Source organism: Kitasatospora sp. NPDC054795 (assembly GCF_053611565.1).
In genome coordinates this window covers 26,858-48,852 of record NZ_JBSHAP010000054.1, presented here as the reverse complement: position 1 = coordinate 48,852, position 21,995 = coordinate 26,858, and the positions used below count along the sequence as shown (strand labels likewise).

22 protein-coding genes are annotated in these 21,995 nt (G+C 74.9%); 6 read left to right on the top strand and 16 right to left on the bottom strand.

Features of this window, described 5'->3' with window-relative positions:
• Positions 1-113: 113 nt before the first annotated feature.
• The 3 genes from ACWGJO_RS20715 to ACWGJO_RS20705 form a co-directional block, all read right to left on the bottom strand.
• A complete protein-coding gene (locus ACWGJO_RS20715) occupies positions 114-1,352 on the bottom strand; it encodes a styrene monooxygenase/indole monooxygenase family protein (RefSeq protein WP_452185674.1) in 1,239 nt (412 codons plus the stop codon).
• A 159-nt stretch (positions 1,353-1,511) separates the two neighbouring features.
• On the bottom strand, positions 1,512-2,162 hold the full coding sequence (locus tag ACWGJO_RS20710) for a helix-turn-helix domain-containing protein (protein ID WP_452185672.1): 651 nt from the start codon (positions 2,160-2,162) through the stop codon (positions 1,512-1,514).
• 267 nt (positions 2,163-2,429) lie between these two features.
• Positions 2,430-3,623: an MFS transporter gene (locus ACWGJO_RS20705; protein ID WP_452185670.1), complete on the bottom strand. Its 1,194-nt coding sequence runs from the start codon at positions 3,621-3,623 to the stop codon at positions 2,430-2,432.
• Positions 3,624-3,831: 208 nt separating this feature from the next.
• On the opposite strand from ACWGJO_RS20705, the gene ACWGJO_RS20700 reads away from it, so the two are divergent.
• Together ACWGJO_RS20700 and ACWGJO_RS20695 are read left to right on the top strand one after the other, a co-directional pair.
• Positions 3,832-4,602, top strand: a complete 771-nt coding sequence (locus ACWGJO_RS20700) for a slipin family protein (RefSeq protein WP_387690239.1) — start codon at positions 3,832-3,834, stop codon at positions 4,600-4,602.
• Between the two features lie 116 nt (positions 4,603-4,718).
• Complete coding sequence (locus tag ACWGJO_RS20695) at positions 4,719-6,083, top strand: FAD-dependent oxidoreductase (protein ID WP_452185668.1); 1,365 nt, start codon at positions 4,719-4,721, stop codon at positions 6,081-6,083.
• A 173-nt stretch (positions 6,084-6,256) separates the two neighbouring features.
• Here ACWGJO_RS20695 and ACWGJO_RS20690 read toward each other — a convergent pair whose 3' ends face one another.
• The 3 genes from ACWGJO_RS20690 to ACWGJO_RS20680 all read right to left on the bottom strand — a co-directional run bounded on the left by ACWGJO_RS20690 (position 6,257) and on the right by ACWGJO_RS20680 (position 8,178).
• Complete coding sequence (locus tag ACWGJO_RS20690) at positions 6,257-6,823, bottom strand: DUF6529 family protein (RefSeq protein WP_452185666.1); 567 nt, start codon at positions 6,821-6,823, stop codon at positions 6,257-6,259.
• Positions 6,824-6,827: 4 nt separating this feature from the next.
• Positions 6,828-7,406 (bottom strand): COG4315 family predicted lipoprotein, encoded by a 579-nt coding sequence (locus ACWGJO_RS20685; RefSeq protein WP_452185664.1) that lies wholly within the window; start codon positions 7,404-7,406, stop codon positions 6,828-6,830.
• A gap of 154 nt (positions 7,407-7,560) precedes the next feature.
• Positions 7,561-8,178, bottom strand: coding sequence for a TetR-like C-terminal domain-containing protein (locus tag ACWGJO_RS20680; RefSeq protein ID WP_452185662.1), 618 nt, complete (start codon positions 8,176-8,178; stop codon positions 7,561-7,563).
• A 398-nt stretch (positions 8,179-8,576) separates the two neighbouring features.
• Between ACWGJO_RS20680 and ACWGJO_RS20675 the strand changes: the two genes are divergently transcribed.
• The gene (locus ACWGJO_RS20675) at positions 8,577-8,783 is read left to right on the top strand and encodes a hypothetical protein (RefSeq protein WP_452185660.1); all 207 of its coding nucleotides are present in this window, start codon (positions 8,577-8,579) and stop codon (positions 8,781-8,783) included.
• A gap of 158 nt (positions 8,784-8,941) precedes the next feature.
• On the opposite strand, the gene ACWGJO_RS20670 is transcribed toward ACWGJO_RS20675, so the two are convergent.
• The 6 genes from ACWGJO_RS20670 to ACWGJO_RS20645 all read right to left on the bottom strand — a co-directional run bounded on the left by ACWGJO_RS20670 (position 8,942) and on the right by ACWGJO_RS20645 (position 16,726).
• Positions 8,942-10,999 (bottom strand): histidine kinase, encoded by a 2,058-nt coding sequence (locus ACWGJO_RS20670; RefSeq protein ID WP_452185658.1) that lies wholly within the window; start codon positions 10,997-10,999, stop codon positions 8,942-8,944.
• A gap of 151 nt (positions 11,000-11,150) precedes the next feature.
• Positions 11,151-11,828, bottom strand: coding sequence for a response regulator transcription factor (locus tag ACWGJO_RS20665; protein WP_359898427.1), 678 nt, complete (start codon positions 11,826-11,828; stop codon positions 11,151-11,153).
• On the bottom strand, positions 11,825-13,195 hold the full coding sequence (locus ACWGJO_RS20660) for a histidine kinase (protein WP_452185690.1): 1,371 nt from the start codon (positions 13,193-13,195) through the stop codon (positions 11,825-11,827). Before ACWGJO_RS20660 ends, ACWGJO_RS20665 begins: the two co-directional genes overlap by 4 nt.
• 233 nt (positions 13,196-13,428) lie before the next feature.
• On the bottom strand, positions 13,429-14,277 hold the full coding sequence (locus ACWGJO_RS20655; RefSeq protein ID WP_452185656.1) for an ABC transporter permease: 849 nt from the start codon (positions 14,275-14,277) through the stop codon (positions 13,429-13,431).
• Positions 14,274-15,230, bottom strand: coding sequence for an ATP-binding cassette domain-containing protein (locus tag ACWGJO_RS20650; RefSeq protein ID WP_452185654.1), 957 nt, complete (start codon positions 15,228-15,230; stop codon positions 14,274-14,276). Before ACWGJO_RS20650 ends, ACWGJO_RS20655 begins: the two co-directional genes overlap by 4 nt.
• Before the next feature lie 95 nt (positions 15,231-15,325).
• The gene (locus tag ACWGJO_RS20645; protein WP_452185652.1) at positions 15,326-16,726 is read right to left on the bottom strand and encodes a hypothetical protein; all 1,401 of its coding nucleotides are present in this window, start codon (positions 16,724-16,726) and stop codon (positions 15,326-15,328) included.
• Between the two features lie 140 nt (positions 16,727-16,866).
• Here ACWGJO_RS20645 and ACWGJO_RS20640 point away from each other — a divergent pair, with 140 nt between their 5' ends.
• Both ACWGJO_RS20640 and ACWGJO_RS20635 read left to right on the top strand, forming a co-directional pair.
• The gene (locus ACWGJO_RS20640) at positions 16,867-17,259 is read left to right on the top strand and encodes a DUF302 domain-containing protein (protein WP_387690221.1); all 393 of its coding nucleotides are present in this window, start codon (positions 16,867-16,869) and stop codon (positions 17,257-17,259) included.
• A 10-nt stretch (positions 17,260-17,269) separates the two neighbouring features.
• Positions 17,270-18,112, top strand: coding sequence for a universal stress protein (locus ACWGJO_RS20635; protein ID WP_452185650.1), 843 nt, complete (start codon positions 17,270-17,272; stop codon positions 18,110-18,112).
• Positions 18,113-18,184: 72 nt separating this feature from the next.
• On the opposite strand, the gene ACWGJO_RS20630 is transcribed toward ACWGJO_RS20635, so the two are convergent.
• The gene (locus ACWGJO_RS20630; RefSeq protein ID WP_452185648.1) at positions 18,185-18,697 is read right to left on the bottom strand and encodes a MarR family winged helix-turn-helix transcriptional regulator; all 513 of its coding nucleotides are present in this window, start codon (positions 18,695-18,697) and stop codon (positions 18,185-18,187) included.
• Positions 18,698-18,749: 52 nt separating this feature from the next.
• On the opposite strand from ACWGJO_RS20630, the gene ACWGJO_RS20625 reads away from it, so the two are divergent.
• A complete protein-coding gene (locus tag ACWGJO_RS20625) occupies positions 18,750-19,616 on the top strand; it encodes an alpha/beta fold hydrolase (RefSeq protein ID WP_452185646.1) in 867 nt (288 codons plus the stop codon).
• An 87-nt stretch (positions 19,617-19,703) separates the two neighbouring features.
• On the opposite strand, the gene ACWGJO_RS20620 is transcribed toward ACWGJO_RS20625, so the two are convergent.
• From ACWGJO_RS20620 to ACWGJO_RS20610, 3 genes are all read right to left on the bottom strand, one after another.
• Positions 19,704-20,672, bottom strand: a complete 969-nt coding sequence (locus tag ACWGJO_RS20620) for an alpha/beta fold hydrolase (RefSeq protein ID WP_452185644.1) — start codon at positions 20,670-20,672, stop codon at positions 19,704-19,706.
• Positions 20,673-20,865: 193 nt separating this feature from the next.
• The gene (locus ACWGJO_RS20615; protein ID WP_387732436.1) at positions 20,866-21,216 is read right to left on the bottom strand and encodes a DUF6300 family protein; all 351 of its coding nucleotides are present in this window, start codon (positions 21,214-21,216) and stop codon (positions 20,866-20,868) included.
• Entirely contained in the window at positions 21,213-21,491 is a 279-nt protein-coding gene (locus ACWGJO_RS20610) for a hypothetical protein (RefSeq protein WP_452185642.1), read from the bottom strand. Before ACWGJO_RS20610 ends, ACWGJO_RS20615 begins: the two co-directional genes overlap by 4 nt.
• Positions 21,492-21,995: the final 504 nt, after the last annotated feature.

Sequence of the window (21,995 nt, the reverse complement as noted above, 5' to 3'; positions counted from 1 at the left end):
CCGGGCCGGACGGGGCCCCCGTCCGGGGGCGAGAAGAACCCACCACGAACGACGCCGACTTGTCCGGGACTTGGGAAGATCTTGACCCTTCGGCGGTCCGCCCGGCCGTCCGCTCAGTCGCCGACGGCGACCGAGGTCAGGTAGGAGCCCGCCCGGGCCGGGTCGAAGTACCACTCCTCCAGGTCCGCCGGCTCGTCGAAGGCGTTGGCGAACCGGTGAGCCACGGCGGGCGACCGGCCCCCGGCGCCCAGGATCTGGAGGACGTGCGGGGGCGGTGGGGCGAGCAGTTCGTTGCTCCAGGTGGTGGCGGGGGCGGCGAGGTGCCAGAACCTGTCGAAGGCCTCCTGCTGGAAGGCCCGGTCGAAGGGCCTGTCGCCGTGCTCGAGGATCGCCGCGAGGTAGACGGCGGCGCACTTGGCGGCGTTGTTGGAGCCCTGGCCGGCGATCGGGTCGTTGAGGACGACCACGTCCGCGACGCCCAGCACCGAGCCGCCGCCGGGCAGTTCGCCGATCGGGTGGCGCACCGCCGGGGTGAAGCGGCCGGCCAGGGTGCCGCCCGCGTCGGTGAGTTCGACGCCGGAGCGGGTGCGGTCGTACTCCCAGGGTGTGAAGGTCTTCATCAACTCCAGGGTCACCCGCAGGTGTTCGGCCGGATCGCGGATCCCGTCGAAGGCGTCCGCCGGGCCGCCCGGGCGGGCCTCCCAGATCATGATGTCGCAGGGCCCGGCCTCGGTCAGGGCGGGCACCATGAACAGCTCGCCGACACCGGGCACCAGGTTGCAGCGCACCGCCGGGTAGTCGTGCTCGGGGCGCGGCCCGAGCCCGTGCACATAGCTGGCGGCCAGCGCGCGCTGCGGCCGCTCGTACGGGGAGCGCGCGTGGTCGCGCTCGAACAGCGAGGCCAGCGCGCCCTTTCCGGAGGCGACCAGCACCAGGTCGTAGGAGCCGGCCAGGTTCTGCAGGTCGGCCGCGGTCACCTGGCGCAGCTCCACCCGGCCGCCGCGCCCGGCGAACAGCTCCAGCCAGGTGGACATCTTCAGTCGCTGGTCGACGGACTGCGCGCGGGCGTCCAGCCGGGCGACCCAGTCGATCGCCCGCTCCGCCTCCGGCCCGGCGACCGACACCCCGAGGCCCTCGATCCGGGGCGCCCGGTCGGCCCACAGGTCGAGACCGAGGGCGCGCTCGGTGCGCAGCGCGGAGTCGAACATGCACTGGCTGGACATCACCCGCCCGCCGCGCACCTCCTCCGGGCCGCGGTCGGTCAGCACCGTCACGTCGTAGCCGTGGGCCTGCAGCCCCAGGGCCAGTTGGAGTCCGGCCTGCCCGGCGCCGACGATCAGAATTCTGCGCATCGCCCCTGCTCTCCTGGTGGTACGTCCCGGACGGCGGCCCGCACGGCCCGGCCGCCACCGGACTGCTTACCAGTCATCGGCACGCCCGTCCACGGGCCGTGCCGTGCCTGTCCCCCGCCCTCCTGCCGGAGCTCCCGGGCCCGGCGGGACGGCAGGGCGTCACCCCGTGACCAGCTGCCGTCCGCTGACCTCCTCCGGGCGGATCCGCACCCAGCGCGGCCGGTCCCCGCCCGCCCAGGGGGCCGCGCCGGGCAGGCCGGCCAGACGCTCCAGTTCCGCGGGGTCGTCCACGTAGTGCGCGGGGCCGAGGGCGAGCACGCTCCAGCCGCGCCCGAGGTACTCGTCGATGTGGTCGACCTGGAAGGAGACCGCGGCCCCCTCCTCCGGGGAGGCGGCGCCCTGCTCGCCGGTGCGGTAGGCGAAGGAGCCCCGGTCCACCACGTAGTTGACCGGCAGCACCACCGGCCCCGGCTCGACCGGCAGGGCGATCCGGCCGATGCCGTGGTCGCCGACCAGCTGCCAGCACTCCTGCTCGGTGAGGTCGAGCAGCCGGGGGCGCGGGCCGGGGCCGCCCTGGCCGGGCGGGGCGTCGGCGCGGCCGGAAACCAGCTCCTCGGGGGTGCTGTCGAGGGCGGCGGCGATCCGGACGAAACCCCCGGGGTCGAAGGAGGGACCGGCCTCCAGCAGGCACCGCAGGTAACGGGGAGCCATCGAGGCCCGGTGGGCCAGGGCCTCCTCGCCGAGGCCCAGTTGCTCGCGCCGTTCGGCGATCCGACGGGCCACGGCGGCGGGGTCGGGGGTGTCGTTCACAGGGGTGACTCCTCGGCTTGCCGGGGGCCGTCCGGCCGCGTCCGGGCGTTGACCAGGCCGGATCCATCCAAGCGCCCGGCCTGCGGCAAGTCGAGCAACAGCACGGCCCCGTGCGTGTCGGTCCGCGCCCGGGGCCCGCCGCCGCCGGCGTGCGGTCGGCCGGCCGGCCGGTGCCACCCGACCGAGGCGCCGCACCCCGACGCCGCCGGGCGGGCCCGGGTCGCCGCGCTCGTCGGGGCGCTGCCGGAGTGAGCCGGACCGGGCCGTTCAGCGGCGGGCGGGCGGGCTCGCGCCGGCCCGGCGGCGGTCCCACCGGGCCGGGGCGAGCGCGGCGAGCATCACCGCCGCCGTGAGCACGAACGCCCACGGGTAGCCCGTCCCGCCCGCGACCGCCCCGAAGGCGACCGCGCCGATCCCCATGCCGCCGTCGTACGCGACGTTCCACAGCGCCGTCACGGTGCCGTAGCCGGCCGGCGGCACCCGCGCGTACATCAGCGCCAGCGTCGCGTTCTGCGCGACGCCGAACCCCGCGCCGAACCCCGCGGCCCCGGCCACCACCGCGACCGGGCTGCCTGTGGCGGCCAGCAGCAGCACCCCGCCCGCCGAGACCAGCAGCGCGGGCAGCACCAGCCCGGCCGAGCCCCGGCGGTCCCCGTACCGCCCGGCCAGCCAGCGGGTCAGCGTCGCGGCACCGGGCTGGACCAGCAGCGCCACCGCGACGGCGGCGGCGGACGGCACGGCGAGCGGCAGGAAGGTGACCAGGATCCCGGCCGCCAGCGCCGTCGCGCCGAACGCCGCGGCCGGTCGCAGCAGCGCGCCGCTGCGCAGCCCCTCCCGCACCCCCACCGCCGGCCCGCCGGCCCGGGTGCGGTCCGGCAGCGCCGGGACGGAGGCGACGGCGGCCAGCGGCGCCGCCGCCCCGATCACGAACACCCAGCCCCAGCCGAGGTGCTGGCCCAGCCAGACGCCGAGCGGCAGGCAGGCCAGGGCGGGCAGCCCGGAGACCAGGCCGACCAGCGCGAGTCCCTCCCCGCGCCGCTCGGCCGGGATCAGCGCGGCGGTCAGCGCCCCGCCCGCCACCAGCGCGACCGCGAAGCCGAGCCCGCGCAGCAGGCAGACCGCCACCACCGCCGCCATGCCCCCGGTCCACGCCAGGACCGGCGTGGGTGCGCCGAGCAGCACCAACCCGGCCGCCAGCACCGGGCGGTAGCCGAAGCGCGCGGTCAGCCACGGGGTGGCCAGTTCGCCGACCACGGTGGCCAGCATCAGCGCGCCGGTGGCCAGGCCCGCCGCGTGCTCGCCGCCGCCGGACTCCTGGGCGTACAGCGGCACGGCGGAGAGCAGCAGGTTGAACCCGACGGAGGTGCCGAGCAGGGAGACGAAGCGCAGCAGCAGTGCCCGCGTCAGCAGTGGCGGCCGGGCGCAGCCGGAGCCCGCCGCGGAGTCGATCGTCGTGGTCACCCAGCGACGCTACCGGCCCGAACAGCCTGCCGGTAGGGCTTACTTCGGGCCCGCGGCACCCACCCCGCCGACGCTCCGTCGGAATCCCCGCGCACGACGCTGTCCACCGCCCCGGCCCGAGCGCATACTGGCCAGCGCGGCTCGCACCGGGCGACGGGGCCATTCCGGTCCCCGGCCCGGCCGCGCCGCGACGGGGGAGGCCGGAATCGTGGCAGTTGTCGTGATCGTCGCCGTGGTGCTCCTGCTCTGGCTGGCGACCGGTGTGCGGGTGGTCCAGCAGTACGAGCGCGGTGTGGTGTTCCGGCTCGGCCGGGTGAGCGGGCAGGTCCGCCAGCCGGGACCGAGCCTGCTGCTGCCGGTGCTGGACCGGATGCGCAAGGTCAACGTCCAGGTGGTCACCATGCCGGTGCCGGCGCAGGAGGGCATCACCAAGGACAACGTCTCGGTGAGCGTCGACGCGGTGCTGTACTTCCGGGTGGTGGACCCGGTCAGGGCCACCGTGGACGTCCAGAACTACTCCTTCGCCATGCTCCAGGTCGCCCAGACCTCGCTGCGCTCCGTCATCGGCAAGAGCGAGCTGGACGACCTGCTCTCCGGCCGGGAGAACCTCCACCAGGGGCTGGAGGTGATGCTGGAGAGCCCGGCCACCGGCTGGGGCGTACAGATCGACCGGGTGGAGATCAAGGACGTCAGCCTGCCGGACTCGATGAAGCGCTCGATGGCCCGCCAGGCCGAGGCGGACCGCGAGCGCCGGGCCCGGATCATCACCGCCGACGGCGAGTTCCAGGCCGCCACCAAGCTCGCCGAGGCGGCGGGCAGGATGAGCGAGACCCCGGCGGCGATGCAGCTGCGGCTGCTCCAGACCGTGGTCGAGGTCGCGGCGGAGAAGAACTCGACGCTGGTGCTGCCGTTCCCGGTGGAGCTGCTGCGCTTCTTCGAGGCCTCCGCCGCCGCCCGGGCCGCCGACCCCGGGGCATAGGCCGGACCTATGGCCCCATAGATCACCACCGCCTACTTCGCAGGTCATCCGTAGGGTTTGCTACAAAGGTTCGGCTAACCTTTGTTGCATCGCGCCCGACCGGAGGACCACTCGTCATGCCCCGCCCGATCCGAGTCGCGATCGTCGGAGCCGGCCCCGCCGGCATCTACGCCGCGGACGCCCTGCTGAAGTCCGACGCCGCCCAGGACCCCGGTGTCTCGATCGACCTGTTCGAGCGGATGCCCGCTCCGTTCGGCCTGATCCGCTACGGGGTCGCGCCCGACCACCCACGTATCAAGGGCATCGTCACCGCCCTGAACCAGGTGCTCGACAAGCCCCAGGTCCGGCTGTTCGGCAACGTCGACTACCCGAACGACCTCGCCCTGGACGACCTGCACCGCTTCTACGACGCCGTGGTGTTCTCCACCGGCGCGACGGCCGACCGCGCCCTGGACATACCCGGCATCCACCTCGACGGCTCCTACGGCGCGGCCGACTTCGTCTCCTGGTACGACGGCCACCCGGACGTGCCCCGGACCTGGCCGCTGGAGGCCGAGAAGGTCGCCGTCCTCGGCGTCGGCAACGTCGCCCTGGACGTCGCCCGGGTGCTCGCCAAGACCGCCGACGAACTGCTGCCCACCGAGATCCCGCCGAACGTGTACGAGGGACTGAAGCGCAACCGGGCCGTCGAGGTGCACGTCTTCGGCCGCCGCGGCCCCGCCCAGGCCAAGTTCAGCCCGATGGAGCTGCGCGAGCTGGACCACTCCCCCACGATCGAGGTGATCGTCGCCCCCGAGGACATCGAGTACGACGAGGGCTCGATCGCCGAGCGCCGCTCGGTCAAGCACGTGGACCTGGTCGCCTCGACACTGGAGAACTGGGCGATCCGCGACGTCGGCGACCGCCCCCACCGGGTGTACCTGCACTTCTTCGAGTCCCCGGTGGAGGTGCTCGGCGAGGACGGCCGGGTGGTCGGCCTGCGCACCGAGCGCACCGAGCTGGACGGCACCGGCAATGTGCGCGGCACCGGCGGCTTCACCGACTGGGACGTGCAGTCGGTCTACCGGGCGGTCGGCTACTACTCCGACGAGCTGCCCAAGCTGCCCTTCGACCCGGCCTCGGGCACCGTTCCGCACCAGGCCGGACGGGTCCTGGACGGCGACGGCTCGCACCGCACCGCCACGTACGTCACCGGCTGGATCAAGCGCGGCCCGGTCGGCCTGATCGGCCACACCAAGGGCGACGCCAACGAGACCGTCGCCTGCCTGCTGGACGACCACGCCGCCGACCGCCTGCCCGGCGCCGTCGAGCCGGAACCGGCGGCCGTCGAGGAGCACCTGCGCGCCCAGGGCGTGCGCTTCACCACCTGGGACGGCTGGAAGCTGCTGGACGCCCACGAGCGCGCGCTCGGCGAGGCCGAGCAGCGCGAGCGGGTCAAGGTCGTCGAGCGCGAGGACATGCTCCGCCACAGCGGGGCCTGAGCCCCCGCGGGGCCCGGGCCCGGACGTCCGAGGGCCCGGGCGGCGCCCGACGGGATCGCGGACGCTGTCGGTGATTCGCGGTCCTGATCATGTCGCCCCGCCGAGCCGGTGCTCGGCGGGGCGATCCGGAGTGGGCGATCCGGAGTGCCGGCACAAGGGCCGCCGGGGACGGCTCACAGACCCGGCACGTGGTAGCCGTTGAGGCGCCAGAGCGCGGCGCTGTACCAGAGCAGGGCGATCAGGACGAGCAGGGCGCCGCCTGCCGTGGGCAGGGCCCAGCCGGGCAGCCGGCGGTGGCGAACCACGATGACCTTGGCGACGAACGCGCCGTAGAGGAAGCATCCGGCGAACGAGTGCACGGCGATCCGGCCGTCCGTCAGCTGCACGCCGTAGGCCGTGAGGCAGTGATAGGCGATCGGGAGGGACAGCAGGAACGCGGCCAGGCCGACCAGCCGGTGCCCGGTCCGGACCGACCGGGGTGCGGTGGGCAGGCCGGGCAGCCGGCCGTACATCCGGAGCGCCAGCAGGAGCTGGACCAGCGCGAGGCCCAGCAGGGCGGTGCCGAGCTGGGCCTTGAGCTGGTTGGCGTCGTCGAACCGGCGGCCGAAGAGGCTGCTCGCGTAGTCGGGTGTGTGCGCCCGGCCGTACCAGAAGAGGCCGGCCGTCACGACCACCGGCAGCGCTGCCCACAGGAGGCCGGAGGCCCGCCGAGGCCGGGACGACCGTTCGACGCCGGTCATCCGCTCAGCCGCCCTCGACCTTGTTGCCCGAGGTGTTGACCACGTACCACGTGGCACCGAAGGCGCTGGACTCCTCGCCGTTGGTGTCGCCCTGCGCCGTGTCGCCCTCGAAGTAGTAGAGCGGGTGGCCGTTGTAGACGATCTGGGTCGTGCCGTCCTTGCGGGTGCTCGTGGAGAGCTTGGCCTGGTCGACGCCGTTGGCGGCGGTGGGGGTGCCGGTGGTCAGGGCGGGGGGCCAGGCGGTGGCGCAGGCGTCGTAGCAGGTCGAGGTGGGCGAGGTGTCCGCCTCGAACAGGTAGAGCGTCTTGCCTCGGGCGTCGACCAGGATGTTCTGGTACTTGCCGACGGTGGTCGCCGAGACCGTGGCGGCAGCACCGCCGGCTCCGGCGGAGGGGCTCGGGCTCGCGCTCCCCGTCGGGGTCGCTTCGGCGGGCTGACTGCCGGAGGGGCTCGCCGCGGAGGTCGCCGCGGAGGTCGGGCTTTCCGCGGGCGTCGACTTCTTGCTGCTGGAGCAGCCGCTGCACACCACGGTGATCAGGGCGACGACGGCGGCCGTGGCGGTCACCGTACGGGAAATTCTCATGGGCTTCTCTCCGGCCGGGGTGGGAACTGGTGCCACCACTTCAGCGCGAACAGGCCCGGTCGCTTCACCAGGCACGCCAGCAGGCGGACAGGGCGAGGGAACCGTTGACCCTGATGGCCGACAGCAGCGGCTCGCGGCCCGGTCCGCCCGCCCGTCAGGGACGGACGATCGGCAGCAGCAGCTCGTCCACGATCTCCGCCGGATCGAGCCGCACCGCGTCCCCGCCGCACATCTTGATCCGGTACAGCATCAGCGCCGGCACCAGGTCGGTGACCAGCGGGGTGACCGCCCCGGGGCGGACCTCGCCGCGGGTGGTGCCGCGGTCCAGCACCTCGGCGATCAGCGCGGTCGTCGGCTGGACGACCCGCTCCAGCACGATCTCCAGGAAGGCGTGCGCCCGCTGGTGGTCGAGTTCGCTCATGACGGCCCGCACGGCGGAGCCGATCTCGCTGACCATCGCGGCGCGCAGCCTGGTGACCACCTCCAGCAGGTCCCCCCGCAGGCTGCCGGTGTCGGGGGCCGGGCCGGACGGCGGCAGGCTGGCCCGCAGCGCGTCCTTGACCAGCTCCTCCTTGGAGGACCAGCGGCGGTAGAGCGCGGCCTTGCCGGTCTGCGCGGCGGCGGCCACCCCCTCCATGGTCAGCCGGGCGTAGCCGTCGGTGGTGAGCTGCTGGAGGACCGCCTCGTAGATGGCGCTCTCCAGCGCCTCGCCGCGCCGCCGCAGCGGGGCGGCCGTCACCGGCCCGTGCCCGGTGTCCGTCTCAGCGGTCATGGTTGCGCACCTTCTTAAGTCGCCTTTCCTCGGTCCCGTCGCTCCGCGCGTTCGGCCGCGGTTCCCGGGGAGGTCCCGGGCCGGCCGCGCGAACGGTGAAGCAGTTCCCCTGTCGCGGAGATCACCTGGACTCCACTGTCGATGTTAGTGAACGAACCCGTTCCCGGCGTCGCCCCCGGCGCACGATCCGCTCTGGTGTTCGAGTTACGATGGGTTCCCCCCTCGATACGCTTCGAGAAGAGGCTCCCCGAGCCCGGACCCGCGCCGCCCCCGGCGCACCCCTTCCGCACGACAGGACCGGGACAGGACCGTGGCCCCATGCGGCTGGGGCGGGACCGGCGGTGGCATGGAGGAGCAGGTCGAAGTGGACCCGCCTGCGGAACCCCGTGGAGGACCCTATGACCGAGAGAACGGCCGGCATGGCGCTGGCAGCCGCGGGCGCCGCCGCGGTCTTCGCCGTGGTGAGCATCGTCGCCGCCGCCAGGGCGTGCAGGTGCCGGATCTCCGGCGCCGAGAGCGCCCCGGAAGCGAAACGGCCCCACGGCCCCAGCTCCGGCACGACCGCCACCAGCCACGGTCGCTGCACACCCCCGAACGTCTGTTGACCCCTCTCTTCCCCGTTTCCCCTATCCCTGGAATTCCCGTCCCGCCCCCGGCCGTCACCCGTCGCGCCGGGGGCCCTTTCACGTGCCGGGCACCCTCCCCCGGGTGCACGCGGTGCCCCCACCGCACCGGACGGCTGCGGACGACGGGCCACTCGCCGTCACCGGCCCGCGGGCCGGCGCGGGAGCACCGCGTGCACCCGGGTACCGCGCCGCAGGGCGTCCACGGTGCAGCTGCCGCCGATCTCCGCGGCCCGCTCGGACATCGACTGCAGTCCCACTCCCGGGTGCACGGGAAGCCCGTGGCCCGGGCCCTGCCCGTCGTCCTCGACGTCGAGCACCAGCCGCCCGGTCTCCGCCCGGACGGACACCGTGGCGCGGGCCGCCTGCGCGTGGCGCAGCACGTTGTTGAGCGCCTCGGCGGTGATCCGGTAGACCGCGACCTCGACGGCGGCGGGCAGCGCCGGCAGCGGGTCGGGCTCGAGCCGGGTGGTGACGGCGAGGTCCGGGCCGCTGAAGGTCTCGGCGAGGCGGCTCAGCGCCAGGGACAGGCCGTAGTCGCCCAGGGCGGTGGGCCCGAGCCGGTCGGTGATCCGCCGGACCTCCCGGACCGCCGAGGCGAGGTCGTCCGCGACCCGGTCCAGCACGCTGGAGAAGAGCGCCGGGTCGTCCACCGCGGCGGCGGCCTGCAGCCGCAGCCGCAGGCCGGCCAGCATCGGGCCGAGGCCGTCGTGGATGTCCCGGCGCAGCTGGCGGCGCTCCTCCTCGCGGGCCGCGACGATCCGCTCGCGGCTGGCCCGCAGGTCCTCCATCAGCTGGAGCGAGGCGACGGCGGGCGCGGCCTGGTCCGCGAGCGAGCGCAGGATGTCGCGGTCGCTGTCGTCGAGCACGCGCTGGCCCTGCCGCGGGGCGACGGTGAGTCGTCCGATCTGGTCCCCCCGGTGCACCAGCGGGAAGCCCTCGCCACTGCCGGAGAGCTCCCCAACGGCGGCCAGCGGGCGTTCGCCACTACGCGTGGATACGGTCAACTCCACGCCGGGCAGCCGAAGTTCGTCGCTGACGGTACGGCACAGCACGGCCGGCACCTCCTGCGGGTCGACGGTCTGGCTGACCCTCCCGGCGAGACTGCGCAGCACCTGGTAGGGCTGCGCGCGCGAGCCGTAGTACCAGCGGTCGACGAGGCCGGAGGCCCCGCGCACGCCCCGGGGCAGGCCGATCGCGAGCAGGAAGACCGCGGCGACCACCACCAGGGCCCCGAGGCCGCGGCCGGGCATCAGCATGGTGGAGAGCAGACAGGCCACCACCACGAACACCATCGCCAGCCCGGCGGCCACCAGCAGGCCGACCAGGACCCGCCGAGCCGCCCGGTCGAGCCGCCAGGAGCCGTCCCGGACCACGACGGCGGCCAGGGTGATCGTCCACAGCGCCGACGTGACGGCGAACGCGATGTACGCGGGCGTGCTCTGGTCGAAGAAGTAGCCGAGTTCGGCTCCGCCCCACAGCAGGTAGACGCCGAGGGCGATCAGGACGTTCTGCCGGCGCCGCCGCGACACCCCGCGGATGCGGGCGAGCGGGACGAGCACCACCAGGACGGTCAGCACGACGTACACCACGAGCTGGGCGTCGAGCAGCCGGTCGTTGAGCGCCCCCAGCCAGTTCGCGAAGGCGCTGCCGGCGAACGGGTTGGGCCGGCCGAACACGGTGGCGTCGGAGAAGGAGTAGCCCGCCGGGGCCAGCCTCCACAGTCCCACGGCGGCGATCGCGAACCACCACCACCTGCTCGGCAGCGTCCCGTTCGGCAACCACAGCGGCAGCGCGTGCCACAGGGTGGCACTGACCGCGTAGCCCACCGACACCAGGACCACCACGGCCCCGACCACCTTGGGGGTGCCCCCCTCCACCCACAGCGGCGCCTCGGCTGCGAGCGGGACGATCAGCGTCGCCCCGTACGCGAGCAGCACCCAGCCGAGCTGGTTCCCGGGCCGGTGGGCGTGCAGCAGCACCCCGCCGGCGACGGACGCCAGGCCGTAGCCGAGAACCGGTAGGAGACGGGCGGGCGTGGAGATCCCGGGCGTTCCGAGGTGGCTCACCACGTACCCGGCCCACAGACCGCCGGCCACGAGGCAGACGAGCGCGCACAGCCCGGCCGCGGCCAGCTGCCGCTCCGCCGGACCGGACCGTGGCCGCCACCAGGCTCTGTGTGTGCTGTCCGCAGCCATGTCCGCCCTCTCTTCGCCGGGCACCTCCGGATCTCTGCAGTCTGCGCCACCTGTTGTCCCGGGCGCATGAGGCAGCAGCCCCGCCGGCCCCGTGTCGGCCCCGCAGGCGCGGCGGCGGGCCCGCAGGCACGGCGGCGGGCCCCCGGGCCGGTCAGACGGGCGGGTTGGGGCGGGTCAGGCCACGGTCGTAGGCGAAGATCACGGCCTGGACGCGGTCCCGGGCCCCGATCTTCGACAGCACCCGGCTGACGTGCGTCTTGACGGTCGACTCCGCCAGCACCAGGCGCTGGGCGATCTCGTTGTTGGACCAGCCGTGGGCGATGGCAACCAGGATCTCGCGCTCGCGATCGGTCAGGGCGTCCAGCCGCGGATCCGCGACGGGCTCGGCGCCGGGCGGGCGGACCGGCAGGCGGTGGGCGTAGGCGTCGAGCAGCCGCCGGGTGATCGCGGGGGCGACCACGGCGTCGCCCCCGGAGACGGCGCGGATACCGGCCAGCAGTTCCTCCGGACGGGCGTCCTTGAGCAGGAAACCGCTGGCACCGGCGCGCAGCGCGGCGTGCGCGTACTCGTCGAGGTCGAAGGTGGTCAGCACCAGGATGCGGGAGCGCCCGCCGGTCGCGACGATGCGGCGGGTGGCCTCGATCCCGTCCATGCCGGGCATCCGGATGTCCATCAGGACGACGTCGGGGCGCAGGTCGGCGGCCAGCCGGACGGCCTCGCCGCCGTGCGCCGCCTCGCCGACCACCTCGGTGTCGGGCTGGCTCTCCAGCAGCATCCGGAAGCCGTAACGCTGCAAGGGCTGGTCGTCCACGATGAGGACGGTGGTCACGTCGGGCCGCCTGTCGGGTCGGGGGTGAGGTCCGGGTCCGCTCCGGGGCCAGGGTCCGCGGTGGGGCCAGGGTCCGCGGTGGGGTCCGCGCCGGTCGGGTCCGCGCCGGAGGTGGGGTCCGGCCCGGGGGTGAGGTCCAGAACGGCCTCCACGGTCCATCCTGCACCGGGGACGGGACCTGCCGTGACGGTGCCGCCGTACAGGGCCGCGCGTTCGCGCATCCCGGCCAGGCCGTGGCCGTACCCGTCCGTACGACCGTGCCAGCGGGGGCCGCCGGGCCGGCCGGTGTCCTCGACGCGGATCCGCAGCCGCTCGGCGTCGACGGTCAGCGTCACATGGGCGCGGGTCTCGGGCCCCGCGTGCTTGAGGGCGTTGGTGAGCGCCTCCTGGACGATGCGGTAGGCCATCAGCTGGACGCCGCGGTCCGGTCGGTCCAGGGCGCCGGCGGCCGTGTACACCACCTGTGGCCCGGCGGCGCGGATGCGGGCGCACAGCCCGTCGAGGTCGGCGATGCCGGGCTGGGGCGTGTACTCGGCGGCCTGGTCCCCCTGGTCGCGCAGCACGCCGAGCATCCGCCGCAGTTCGCCGAGCGCCTGCCGACTGGTGTCCCCGATCAGCAGCAGGGCCTCCCTGCCGCGTTCGGGGTTGGCCTGCGCCGCGTACGCGCCGCCGTCGGCCAGGGTGACGATGACGGACAGGTTGTGGCCGACGATGTCGTGCATCTCCCGGGCCACCCGGGCACGCTCGGTCGCGGTGGCCAGCCGGCTGCGCTGGTCGCGCTCGATCTCCAGTCGGGCGGCCCGCTCCCGCAGCCCGGCGAGCTGGGCGCGCCGGACGCGCACCGCGATGCCCAGGGCCACGGCCGCCGTCGCGGCGCTGAACAGGAAGAACAGGGCGTCGCCGACCGGCAGCCCACCACCGGAGACGGCCACCGCGACCAGGGCCACGGCCACCGCCATGGCCGCACAGGACCACGCCAGGTGCCGCAGCCGGCCGTGCAGCGCCAGGCTGTAGAGGGCGACCAGCAGGGCGGCGTCGGCGCGCAGACCGACGTCCAGCGACCACTGCAGGACGAAGACGGCCATGATCGCGGCGAAGGCCGCCGTGGGCCGTCGGCGGCGCCACAGCAGCGGCAGCACCAGGCCGGCCTGCAGGGCCAGGGTCTGCGGCAGCGGCAGCCGGGCGAGCACGATCCGGTGCTCGCGCCCGCCGGCCTCGACGTGACCGGGAAAGAGGTCGGGCAGGCAGAACAGCAGGAAGGCGACGGCCACCACCGCGGCGTCCAGCACCCAGGGGCGGTCGCGGTCCCCCTGTCGAAGCCGCTGGCCGATCCGGGCCAGGCGGGCGTACAGCGGGTGGCCGGACAGGAGGTCGGTGGCCGGCGCGTCGGCGGCCCGGGGGTCACCGGCCCGGGAGTCACCCGCTCGGGGGTCGGAGGCCCGGGGATCGTCGGCCCGGGCACCTCCGGCCGCGAACGGGCTCGTGGTGGCGGTGTGCTCGCTCACCGGTGGCACCTCCCTGGTCGGCCGGGCTGTCGAGGTCGTGGGTGCGGCGCCGGTTGGTCCCGGCGCCGCGATGGATCGTCTCCGCTCCGAGTCTCTCAGGCGTCGGTGCGCACCAGCCGCACGGCCGCCGCACCGAGGGCGAGGACCATCCAGCCGAGGAAGACGGCCAGCCCCACCGTCGGCGAGAGCGTGGTCGAGTCGTGGTGCAGGGCGAACATCGCCTCGCCCGCGTGGCTGGGCAGGTAGGGGCTGAGGTGGCTCTGCCAGGAGCTGGGCAGCAGCGCGGTCAGCCCGGGGACCAGCATCAGCGTGGCCACCAGCACCGCGATGCCGCCGGCCACCGAGCGCAGCAGCGCGCCGAGCGCGACGCCGATCACACCGACCAGCGCGAGGTAGAGCCCGGCGCCCAGCAGGCCGCGGACCACCCCGGCGTCGGAGAGGGTCATCGCCACCCGGGTGCCGGAGAGGACGCCGCTGTCGGCGACGAAGACCGCGAACACCCCGACGGTGCCGAGCACCAGCGCGATCAGCCCGTACACGGCGGCCTTGGACCAGAGCACCGGCAGTCGGCGCGGCACGGCGGCCAGCGTCGAGCGGATCATGCCGGTCGAGTACTCGCCGGCGGCGACCAGCACGCCGAGGACGCCGAGGGCCAGTTGGGCGAAGTTGGTGCCGAACAGGGAGAGGCTCAGTGTGCTCGCGCTCGCGAAGTCCCGGTCCATCGGACGGCCGGAGGTCATCCGTGACTTGAACTGGTAGGCGGCGATCAGGCCGAAGCCGACCAGGAAGAGCAGGGCCAGCCCGAGGGTGATCCAGGTGGAGCGCAGCGACCACAGCTTCGCCCACTCGGAACGCAGCACCCGCACAGCCGTCACCCGGTACGCGGGGCGCGTGGGCCGCAGGTCGCCGGAGGCGGGCATCGGGCTCGGTGCGATGGTGGTCATGCCGCACTCCTCGGGGTCTCGCCGGCGGGGGCGCCGGCGGCGGTGGTGGTCGTGCCGTGGTACTCGACGGCGTCGCGGGTCAGGTCCATGAACGCCTCCTCCAGGGAGACCGTCCGCGGGGTGAGTTCGAACAGGGCGATGCCCCGCTCGGCGGCGGCCAGGCCGATCTCGCGGGCCGTGCGTCCGCTGACCAGCAGTTCCTCCGAGCCCGCCCGGCCGGTGACCTCCACACCGGGGCCGGCCAGCGCGGTGCGCAGCCGGGCCGGGTCGGCGCTGACCACCTTGACCACGTCGCCGCCGGCCTGGCGGACCAGGTCCTGCACGGTGGTGTCGGCCAGCAGCCGGCCCCGGCCGACGATGATCAGGTGGTCGGCGACCAGGGCCATCTCGCTCATCAGGTGCGAGGAGACGAAGACGGTGCGGCCCTCGGCGGCGAGCGAGGTGAGCAGGTTGCGGATCCACAGCACGCCCTCGGGGTCGAGGCCGTTGACCGGCTCGTCCAGCATCACCGTGGCCGGGTCGCCCAGCAGGGCCGAGGCGATCCCGAGCCGCTGGCCCATGCCGAGCGAGAACGCCCCGGCGCGCTTGCGGGCCACCGACGACAGCCCGGTCAGCTCGATGACCTCCTCGACCCGTCGGCGCGGGATGCCGTGGGTGTGGGCCTGGGCCATCAGGTGGTGGAAGGCCGAGCGGCCCGGGTGGATCGACTTGGCCTCCAGCAGCGCGCCGACCTCCTGGAGCGGCGCCGCGTGCTCGGCGTAGCGGCGGCCGTTGACCCTCACCGAACCGCTGGTGGGGGCGTCCAGTCCGACGATCATCCGCATTGTGGTGGACTTGCCCGCGCCGTTCGGCCCGAGGAAGCCCGTCACCGTCCCCGGCCGGACCGTGAAGTCCAGCTGGTCCACGGCCGTCTTCTCCCCGTACCGCTTCGTCAGCCGGTGCGCCTCGATCATCGCTCACCTCTGTGCTCCGGGGCCGGTCCGTCCGGCCGCCCTCGTGCACCACGCTACGTGCGGAGTCGGCTCCGATCCGTGGTACCGGAGTCCGATCATCGGCGCGCCCGTAGTACCGCGGTACCACCCCGACACCCCACCGCAGCAGCCGGTCGGCGATGCTCCGCCAGCACGGCCCGGACGTCCGCCAGGAGCGTCCGGTGGTCCTCGCCGTACGTCACCACCGCCGCGTACACCGCGTCGACCGCGGCCCGCAGCGGGTCCGGCCCGGCCGCGCCGAGCAGGGCGGGCAGCGCCAGGTGCGGCTGCGACAGCGGCCGGTCGGGGTCGAGCGGGCCGAGGCGGGCGGTGCGGGTGACGACCGGTGCCGTCCCCGCGACCGACAGCGCCGCGACCAACGTCCCCGCCACCAACGTCCCCGCGACCGATGTCTCCGGGTGCTCCGGCCGCTCCGGGGCCGTCACGGAGAAGGACGCCTGCCGCCGCACGGGCACGGACATCGGCCGCGGGGCGTTCGGGTCCGCGTGCGGCGGGCGGAAGGGCTCGCGCTCCGGCGCGACGGCCCGGTGGACCGTCCGGGCGGGGACGCGCGGGTCGTCGGCCAGGGTCTGCCAGGGACCGGCCGGGTCGTCGAAGGGCGGCGGCAGCGGGCGTCCCTCGTCCAGGGCGGTCAGCGCGGCGGCGATCCAGTCGATCCCGACGAGCCCGGCCGCCGTGCAGGCGCGCCGGGCCGCGAACCGCGCCACCGAGCGCTGGACCCGCGGGCCGGCGTCGTCCAGGGCGTGCAGCAGGGGTGCGTCGAACTCCAGCAGGCCCCGCGCCTGGCCGGCCAGCTCGCGCAGGGCCTCGCTCGGCCGCCGTCCGCCCCACTCCCACGACTCGGCGGCGGCCCGGTTCTCCTGTTCCGCGCGTTCCCGCGCACGGCGGGACCGGAGCTCCTCCGCGGCGCGTTCCTCGGGCGTGGGGGGCGGCGGCAGCCGCCGGGCGTAGTCGTGCCAGTACGCCGCTGTCCGCGAGGTCTGCCGCAGGACGCGGTCCGGCTCGGGCGGGGCGGGCCAGAACTGGAGCGCGTAGCGGTCCGCCCGCGGCTCACCGGACGCCCGGGTGTCCCGCCGGTGCCCCTCGTCGATGCCCCGGGCGCAGTAGCGCACCCGGTGATCGGTCTCCGCCAGGTCCAGCTCCCGGACGGTGCCGCCACCCCATTCCACCAGCAGGCACCGGTCCGTGGCCGGACGGAAGGAGGTCTCGACCACGTCCTCCCACTCGTGGTCCAGCGGCGGGGCCTGCTCGTGCACCTCGACGGTGAAGCCGACGGCACCGGTGTGCAGCCCGGTGGTCAGCCAGAGCGACCCGGGGACGGCCGCGCCGCAGAGCCCCGCACGCTGGCCCGCGAACGCCTTCGCCAGGTCGGGGCCGGGACCATCGGGGTCGCTCTCCACGTAGATCTGTCCGTAGTGGACCCGGACCTCGCCGTCGACCGGCCTGCGCACCTTCACCACACCCTCCCCACCCTCCCCGGAAGCAGTACGGCCCGAGCGTAGGCGCGGCCACCGACAACGGGCCGCCGCTCGCTCCGGGAGGCGGCGGGGGCGGCGTCCGCCGATACTGGGGCCGCCCGGATTCTTCTGGAGGAACCATGGACTACGGTCTCGGCGTACGGCTCGACCGGCCGTTCGCGCAGGCGGTGGAGACGGTCACCGCCGCGCTCAAGGAGCAGGGCTTCGGCGTCCTGACCACCATCGACGTCCGGGCGACGCTGCGCGAGAAGATCGGCGCGGAGATCGAGGACTACCTGATCCTCGGCGCCTGCAACCCCGCCCTCGCCCACCGCGCGCTCCAGGCCGACCGCCGGATCGGGCTGCTGCTGCCCTGCAACGTGGTGGTCCGGGCGGACGGCGGGGCCACGGTGGTGGAGGCCGTCGACCCGCAGACCATGGTCACCCTGGCCGGCCCGGGCGGCGGGCTGGGCGAGGTCGCCGAGGAGGCGGCGCGGCGGCTGACCGCCGCCCTGGACGCGCTGCGCGGATGAGGAGCAGACCATGACCGCACCCGTCGTCGCCGGATTCGACGGCTCCTCCGAGAGCCGCGCCGCCACCGAGTGGGCCGCCCGCGAGGCGCAGCGCCGCGGCTGCCCGCTCGATCTCCTGCAGGCCTGGCCGTGGCCGCACCACGACGTGGTCGGCAGCGAGGAGACCTACCGGCACGCACTGGACCAACTCGCCCTCCGAGCCGATGAGTTGCGCCCGCTGGCCGGTGTCGGACCGGTCACCTCGGCGATCGTCCCGACCGATCCGGCCGAGGCACTGGAGGCGGCCGGGAACTCGGCCGGCCTGCTCGTCCTGGGCTCGCGCGGGCTGGGCGCGGTGCGCGGCTTCCTGGTCGGCTCGGTGAGCCATGAGGTGCTGCGCCGGGCGAGCTGTCCGGTGGTGCTGGTCCGGGCGGAGGCGGTCGAGTCGGACGGCCCGGTGCTGGTGGGCGTCGACCTGACCCACCCGATGGACGACGTGCTGGCCTTCGCCTTCGACGCGGCCGCCCGGCGCCGGGCCCCGCTACGGGTGGTGCACGTCTGGTCGCCGCAGATCTCCAGCCAGTACACGGCGCTCCAGGCCGTCGGCGGGCTGGGCGAGCTCGCGTCCGTCGACCGGGCCCGGTTCGCCGAGCAACTGGCCCCCTGGCGGGAGCGCCACCCCGAGGTGTCGTTGACCGCCGACCTGATCCAGGGCAGCCGCTCCGTCGATCTGGTGGACGCGGCGGACGGGGCCCGGCTGCTCGTGGTCGGCCGCCGCACCCGCCGCACCCTGTTCGGCGCCCACCTCGGCCCGGTGGCGCACGCCGCGATCCACCACGCGGTCTGCCCGGTCGCCCTCGTCCGGCACGCCTGAGCGGCGAGGGGGCGGCGACGACACGGCGGCCGGGAACGTCCGACCGGGACGACGCCGGAGCGGCGGCCGGCCCTACGCGGGGCCGTCGGCCGGCACGTGCGCGGCGTAGAGCCGCTGGAGCAGCCCGTTGAGGTGCCGGCGTTCGGCCGTGGTCAGGGCGCCGAGGAACCGCTCCTGCTCGGCGGCGGCCGCGGCGGCGATCGTCCCGACCAGGGCGCTCCCCCGGTCCGTCAGGGTGACGACGCGGCGGCGCCGGTCGGTGTCGTGCGGACGGCGTTCGGCGAGCTGCCGGTCCGCCAGCTGGTCGAGGACCGGAACGAGGTTGCGGGCGTCCACGGCGACGAGTTCGGCCAGCCGCCGCTGGACCACCGGACCGTGCCGGTCGAGGGCGACCAGCACGGCGTACTGGCCCTGGGTCAGCCGGTGCTCACCGAGGAAGGCCGCCCAGGAGCGGGCCGTGAGGGATCCCAGCCGCGCCAGCAGGAAGCCGGTGCCGCGTTCGAAGGCCGGTCGCTCCGGTGCGTCCAGTGCACCGGGTGAGCCGGGTGAGCCCGGTGCGTCCGGCCGGTCGTTGTCGCCGCTCATGGGGCCAGCCTAGTCAATGGACATGCCCCATGTCGTTTGATAGACATGAATCATGTCTATTGAGCTGCGCCACTCGACCGTGGCCATCGGTGACCGCTCGCTCCACGTGGTGGAGTCCGGCCCCGCCGACGCCCCTCCCTTCCTGTTCCTGCACGGCTGGCCGGAGTCCTGGCGGACGTGGCTGGGGGTGATGGAGGCGGCCGGCGGCGAGGCCCGGACCATCGCCGTGGACCTGCCCGGGATCGGTGGCTCCACCGGGGCCGTCGAGGGCGGGTCGAAGCGCCGGCTGGCCGGGACGGTCCACGACCTGGTCCGGGAACTCGGTCTCACCGGCACCACCCTGGTGGGCCACGACGCCGGCGGGATGGCGGCCTACGCCTACCTGCGGCGGTTCACCGGCGTCGAGCGCGTCGTCGTGATGAACACCGTGATCCCCGGCGTCGACCCGTGGAACGAGGTGCTGCGCAACCCGTACATCTGGCACTTCGGCCTGCACGCGGTCCCCGACCTGCCGGAGGCCCTCGTCCAGGGCCGGCAGGCGGCCTACTTCGACCACTTCTACGACGTGCTGTCGGCCGACCCCGCCCGGATCACCCCCGAGTCCCGCGCGGCGCACACCGCCGCCTACGCGAGCCCCGCCGCACTCACCGCGGGATTCGATCTCTACCGCGCCTTCCCCCAGGACGCCCGGGACAACGCCGAGGCCGCCGCCGTCCCGGTCGACACACCGCTGCTGTACGTCCGCGGCGACCGCGAGGGCGGCGACGTCGAGGCCTACGCCCGGGGCTTCCGTGCCGCGGGCGTCCGCGAACTCACCACCGCGGTGGTCGCCGACGCCGGGCACTTCGCCCAGGAGGAGCAGCCCGCCGCCGTCTGGGCCGTCCTGCGCGACTTCACCGCCGTACGGCCGACGCCCTGAGACACGCCGCCGGCGCGCGCGGGACGGCCCGGCCGGGCGCGGTCGGCAGGGGACAAGGCCCCTGGTCGGCCCGGCCGGGCCGGCCGCTCAGCGGGTGCCGCGCCGGCGGGTGATGCGGGTGAGCACCGAGCCGGACAGCAGCGCGGCGGCACCGACGGCGCCGACCGCGGCGCCGGCCCGCCCGTGGGAGCCGGTCGCCGCGAGCTCGGCCGGGGCCGCGGCGGCGCCACCGGCAACGCCCGCGGCCTCGCGGATCTGGCGGACGATGTCGTCGGGGTGGGACATCATCGACACGTGCGAGGAGTCGATCTCGACGGTGCGCGACTTGGCGCGCCTGGACTCGAAGCGCTCCAGGTCGGGGGCGATGGCCCGGTCCTGCCGGGAGACGACGAACCACGACGGGATGTCGCGCCAGGCGGCGGCGGTGGCCTTCTCGGCGAACCCGACCTGGGAGACGGGGCGCTGCTCGGCGGCCATCAGCCGGGTGCGGGACTCCGGCAGGTCGGCGGCGAAGACGGCGCGGAACTTCTCGTTCTGGATGTAGAGGTCGGCTCCGCCGCCGCCGGTGCCCGTGAAGGGGACGGGGTTGAGCGCGGTGGCGAGGTCACTGCCCGCGAACTTCGTCGACAGTTCGGCCGGGGACTCGCCCACGTCGGGCGCGAACGCCGACACGTAGACCAGAGCCCTGACGTTCGGGTTCCCGGCGGCGGCCTGGGTGATGACGGCTCCGCCGTAGGAGTGGCCGGCCAGCACGATCGGGCCGCTGATGCTCTTGAGCAGACTGGCCACGTAGGCGGCGTCCTCGGCCAGACCGCGCAGCTCGTTGGGCGGGGCGAGGACGGTGAACCCGTCGTCCATGAGGCGCGTGGCGACGTCGTTCCATCCGGAGGCGTCCGCGAACGCGCCGTGCACCAGGACCACCGTCGGCCTCCCGCCGCCGCCCGGCCCGCCGTCCTGGGCGGCCGACGCGGGCGGCGCGGTGGCGGCGACCGCACAGGTCGCGAGCGCCACCACGGCGGCGGAGGAGATCGAACGGCGGGACAGCGATATGCCCATGGTTCCTGCCTTTCAGCGAGGTGAGAGGGGGTTGGAACCACCCTGCCCACACCCCTGCCCGGGCAGCACACCACGCTGCGCACACGGGTGAATCCGCACCGCTGTTCGAGTTTCCGTGCGGCGGCATCCGGTTTCGACGGCGTTCCGCACCACGTCGATCGACGCGGGCGGACCACCGTTCGGCCCAGCGCGTTCAGAGCTCCCCGGATCTGAACCGGGCGGCCTCGTCCTCCAGGTCCGCCAGGTCGGGCGTGCGGTGGCGGACGGCGCTCACCCACTGGTGGACGAGTGCCCAGAGTTCGGCGAGGCGGCCGGGAACCGGGGCGCCGAGGAGGGTGAGGAGGCCGGTCGCCGCCGGGTCGCCCTCGTCGCAGGCGGGGCAGAGAGCGGTCTCCTTGAAGCCGGTCACCTGCTTCCCGGCCTGATTCGGCCAGGAGTGCGGGTAACGGGCGGTCAGGAGGGCCGGGATTCCGCAGCGTCGGCAGGGCGGGAGGACAGCGGTGCGGACCATGACGAGGGGAGAGGTTTCGTTCGGAGGCGTCATGCCGGACCCACCCCGGCCTCGCCACCGGCCCCGGCACCGGCACCGGACGCGGTCCCGGTGCCGGACGCGAAGGCGGCGGCGCGCACGCTCGCACGCGGGGCGCGGATCGCGGTCCTCGGGGAGTCGCGGCCGCCGCCCCCGGATGGGAAGGACCCGCCGATCCGGTCGGGCGGCAGCACCTTGACGGTGCGCCCGCCCCGCGGGCGGGCACGGCCCGGGCTGCGGGAGGAGTCCTTGACGGCGTTCGTGGCCTTGGTCCTGCCGAGGGTGTTCACCCGTACGGTCTACCCGTCGCCGCGCGTGTCGATGACACGGCGGACGGTGCGGTGTGCCGCCGGTCCTCGACGAGCCGGCCGCGCGCGGGAGTTCCGGCGGAGCGTACCGGGTCGGTTCGCGCCCGGGCCGGCGACGGCGTGTCTCAGGGCGGCGCGGTGGTCACACTACTGCGGAGAAGATCGCGACGGGCAGCACGAGCTGCCCGTGCGACCACCACGCACACCGGAGGCAGTGACCGTGAAGCGTGTCGGCATCATCGGAGTGGGCGAGATCGGCCGGGCCATCGTGACGGGCCTGCGCCACGGGGACGACCCGGGGCCGGAGGTCCTGCTCCCGCCGCGGGGCGCGCGGACCGCGGCCGAGCACGAGACCCCGGGCGGGAGCAACGAGCGCATCCGGACCAGCTGGTTCGACCAGGCCGGCTCCGGGGCCCTGCGCACCGCCCTCGACGGCCTGGTCGGCGACCTCCGCAGCGCCACCGGTAGGCCGGGAACCCCGGAATC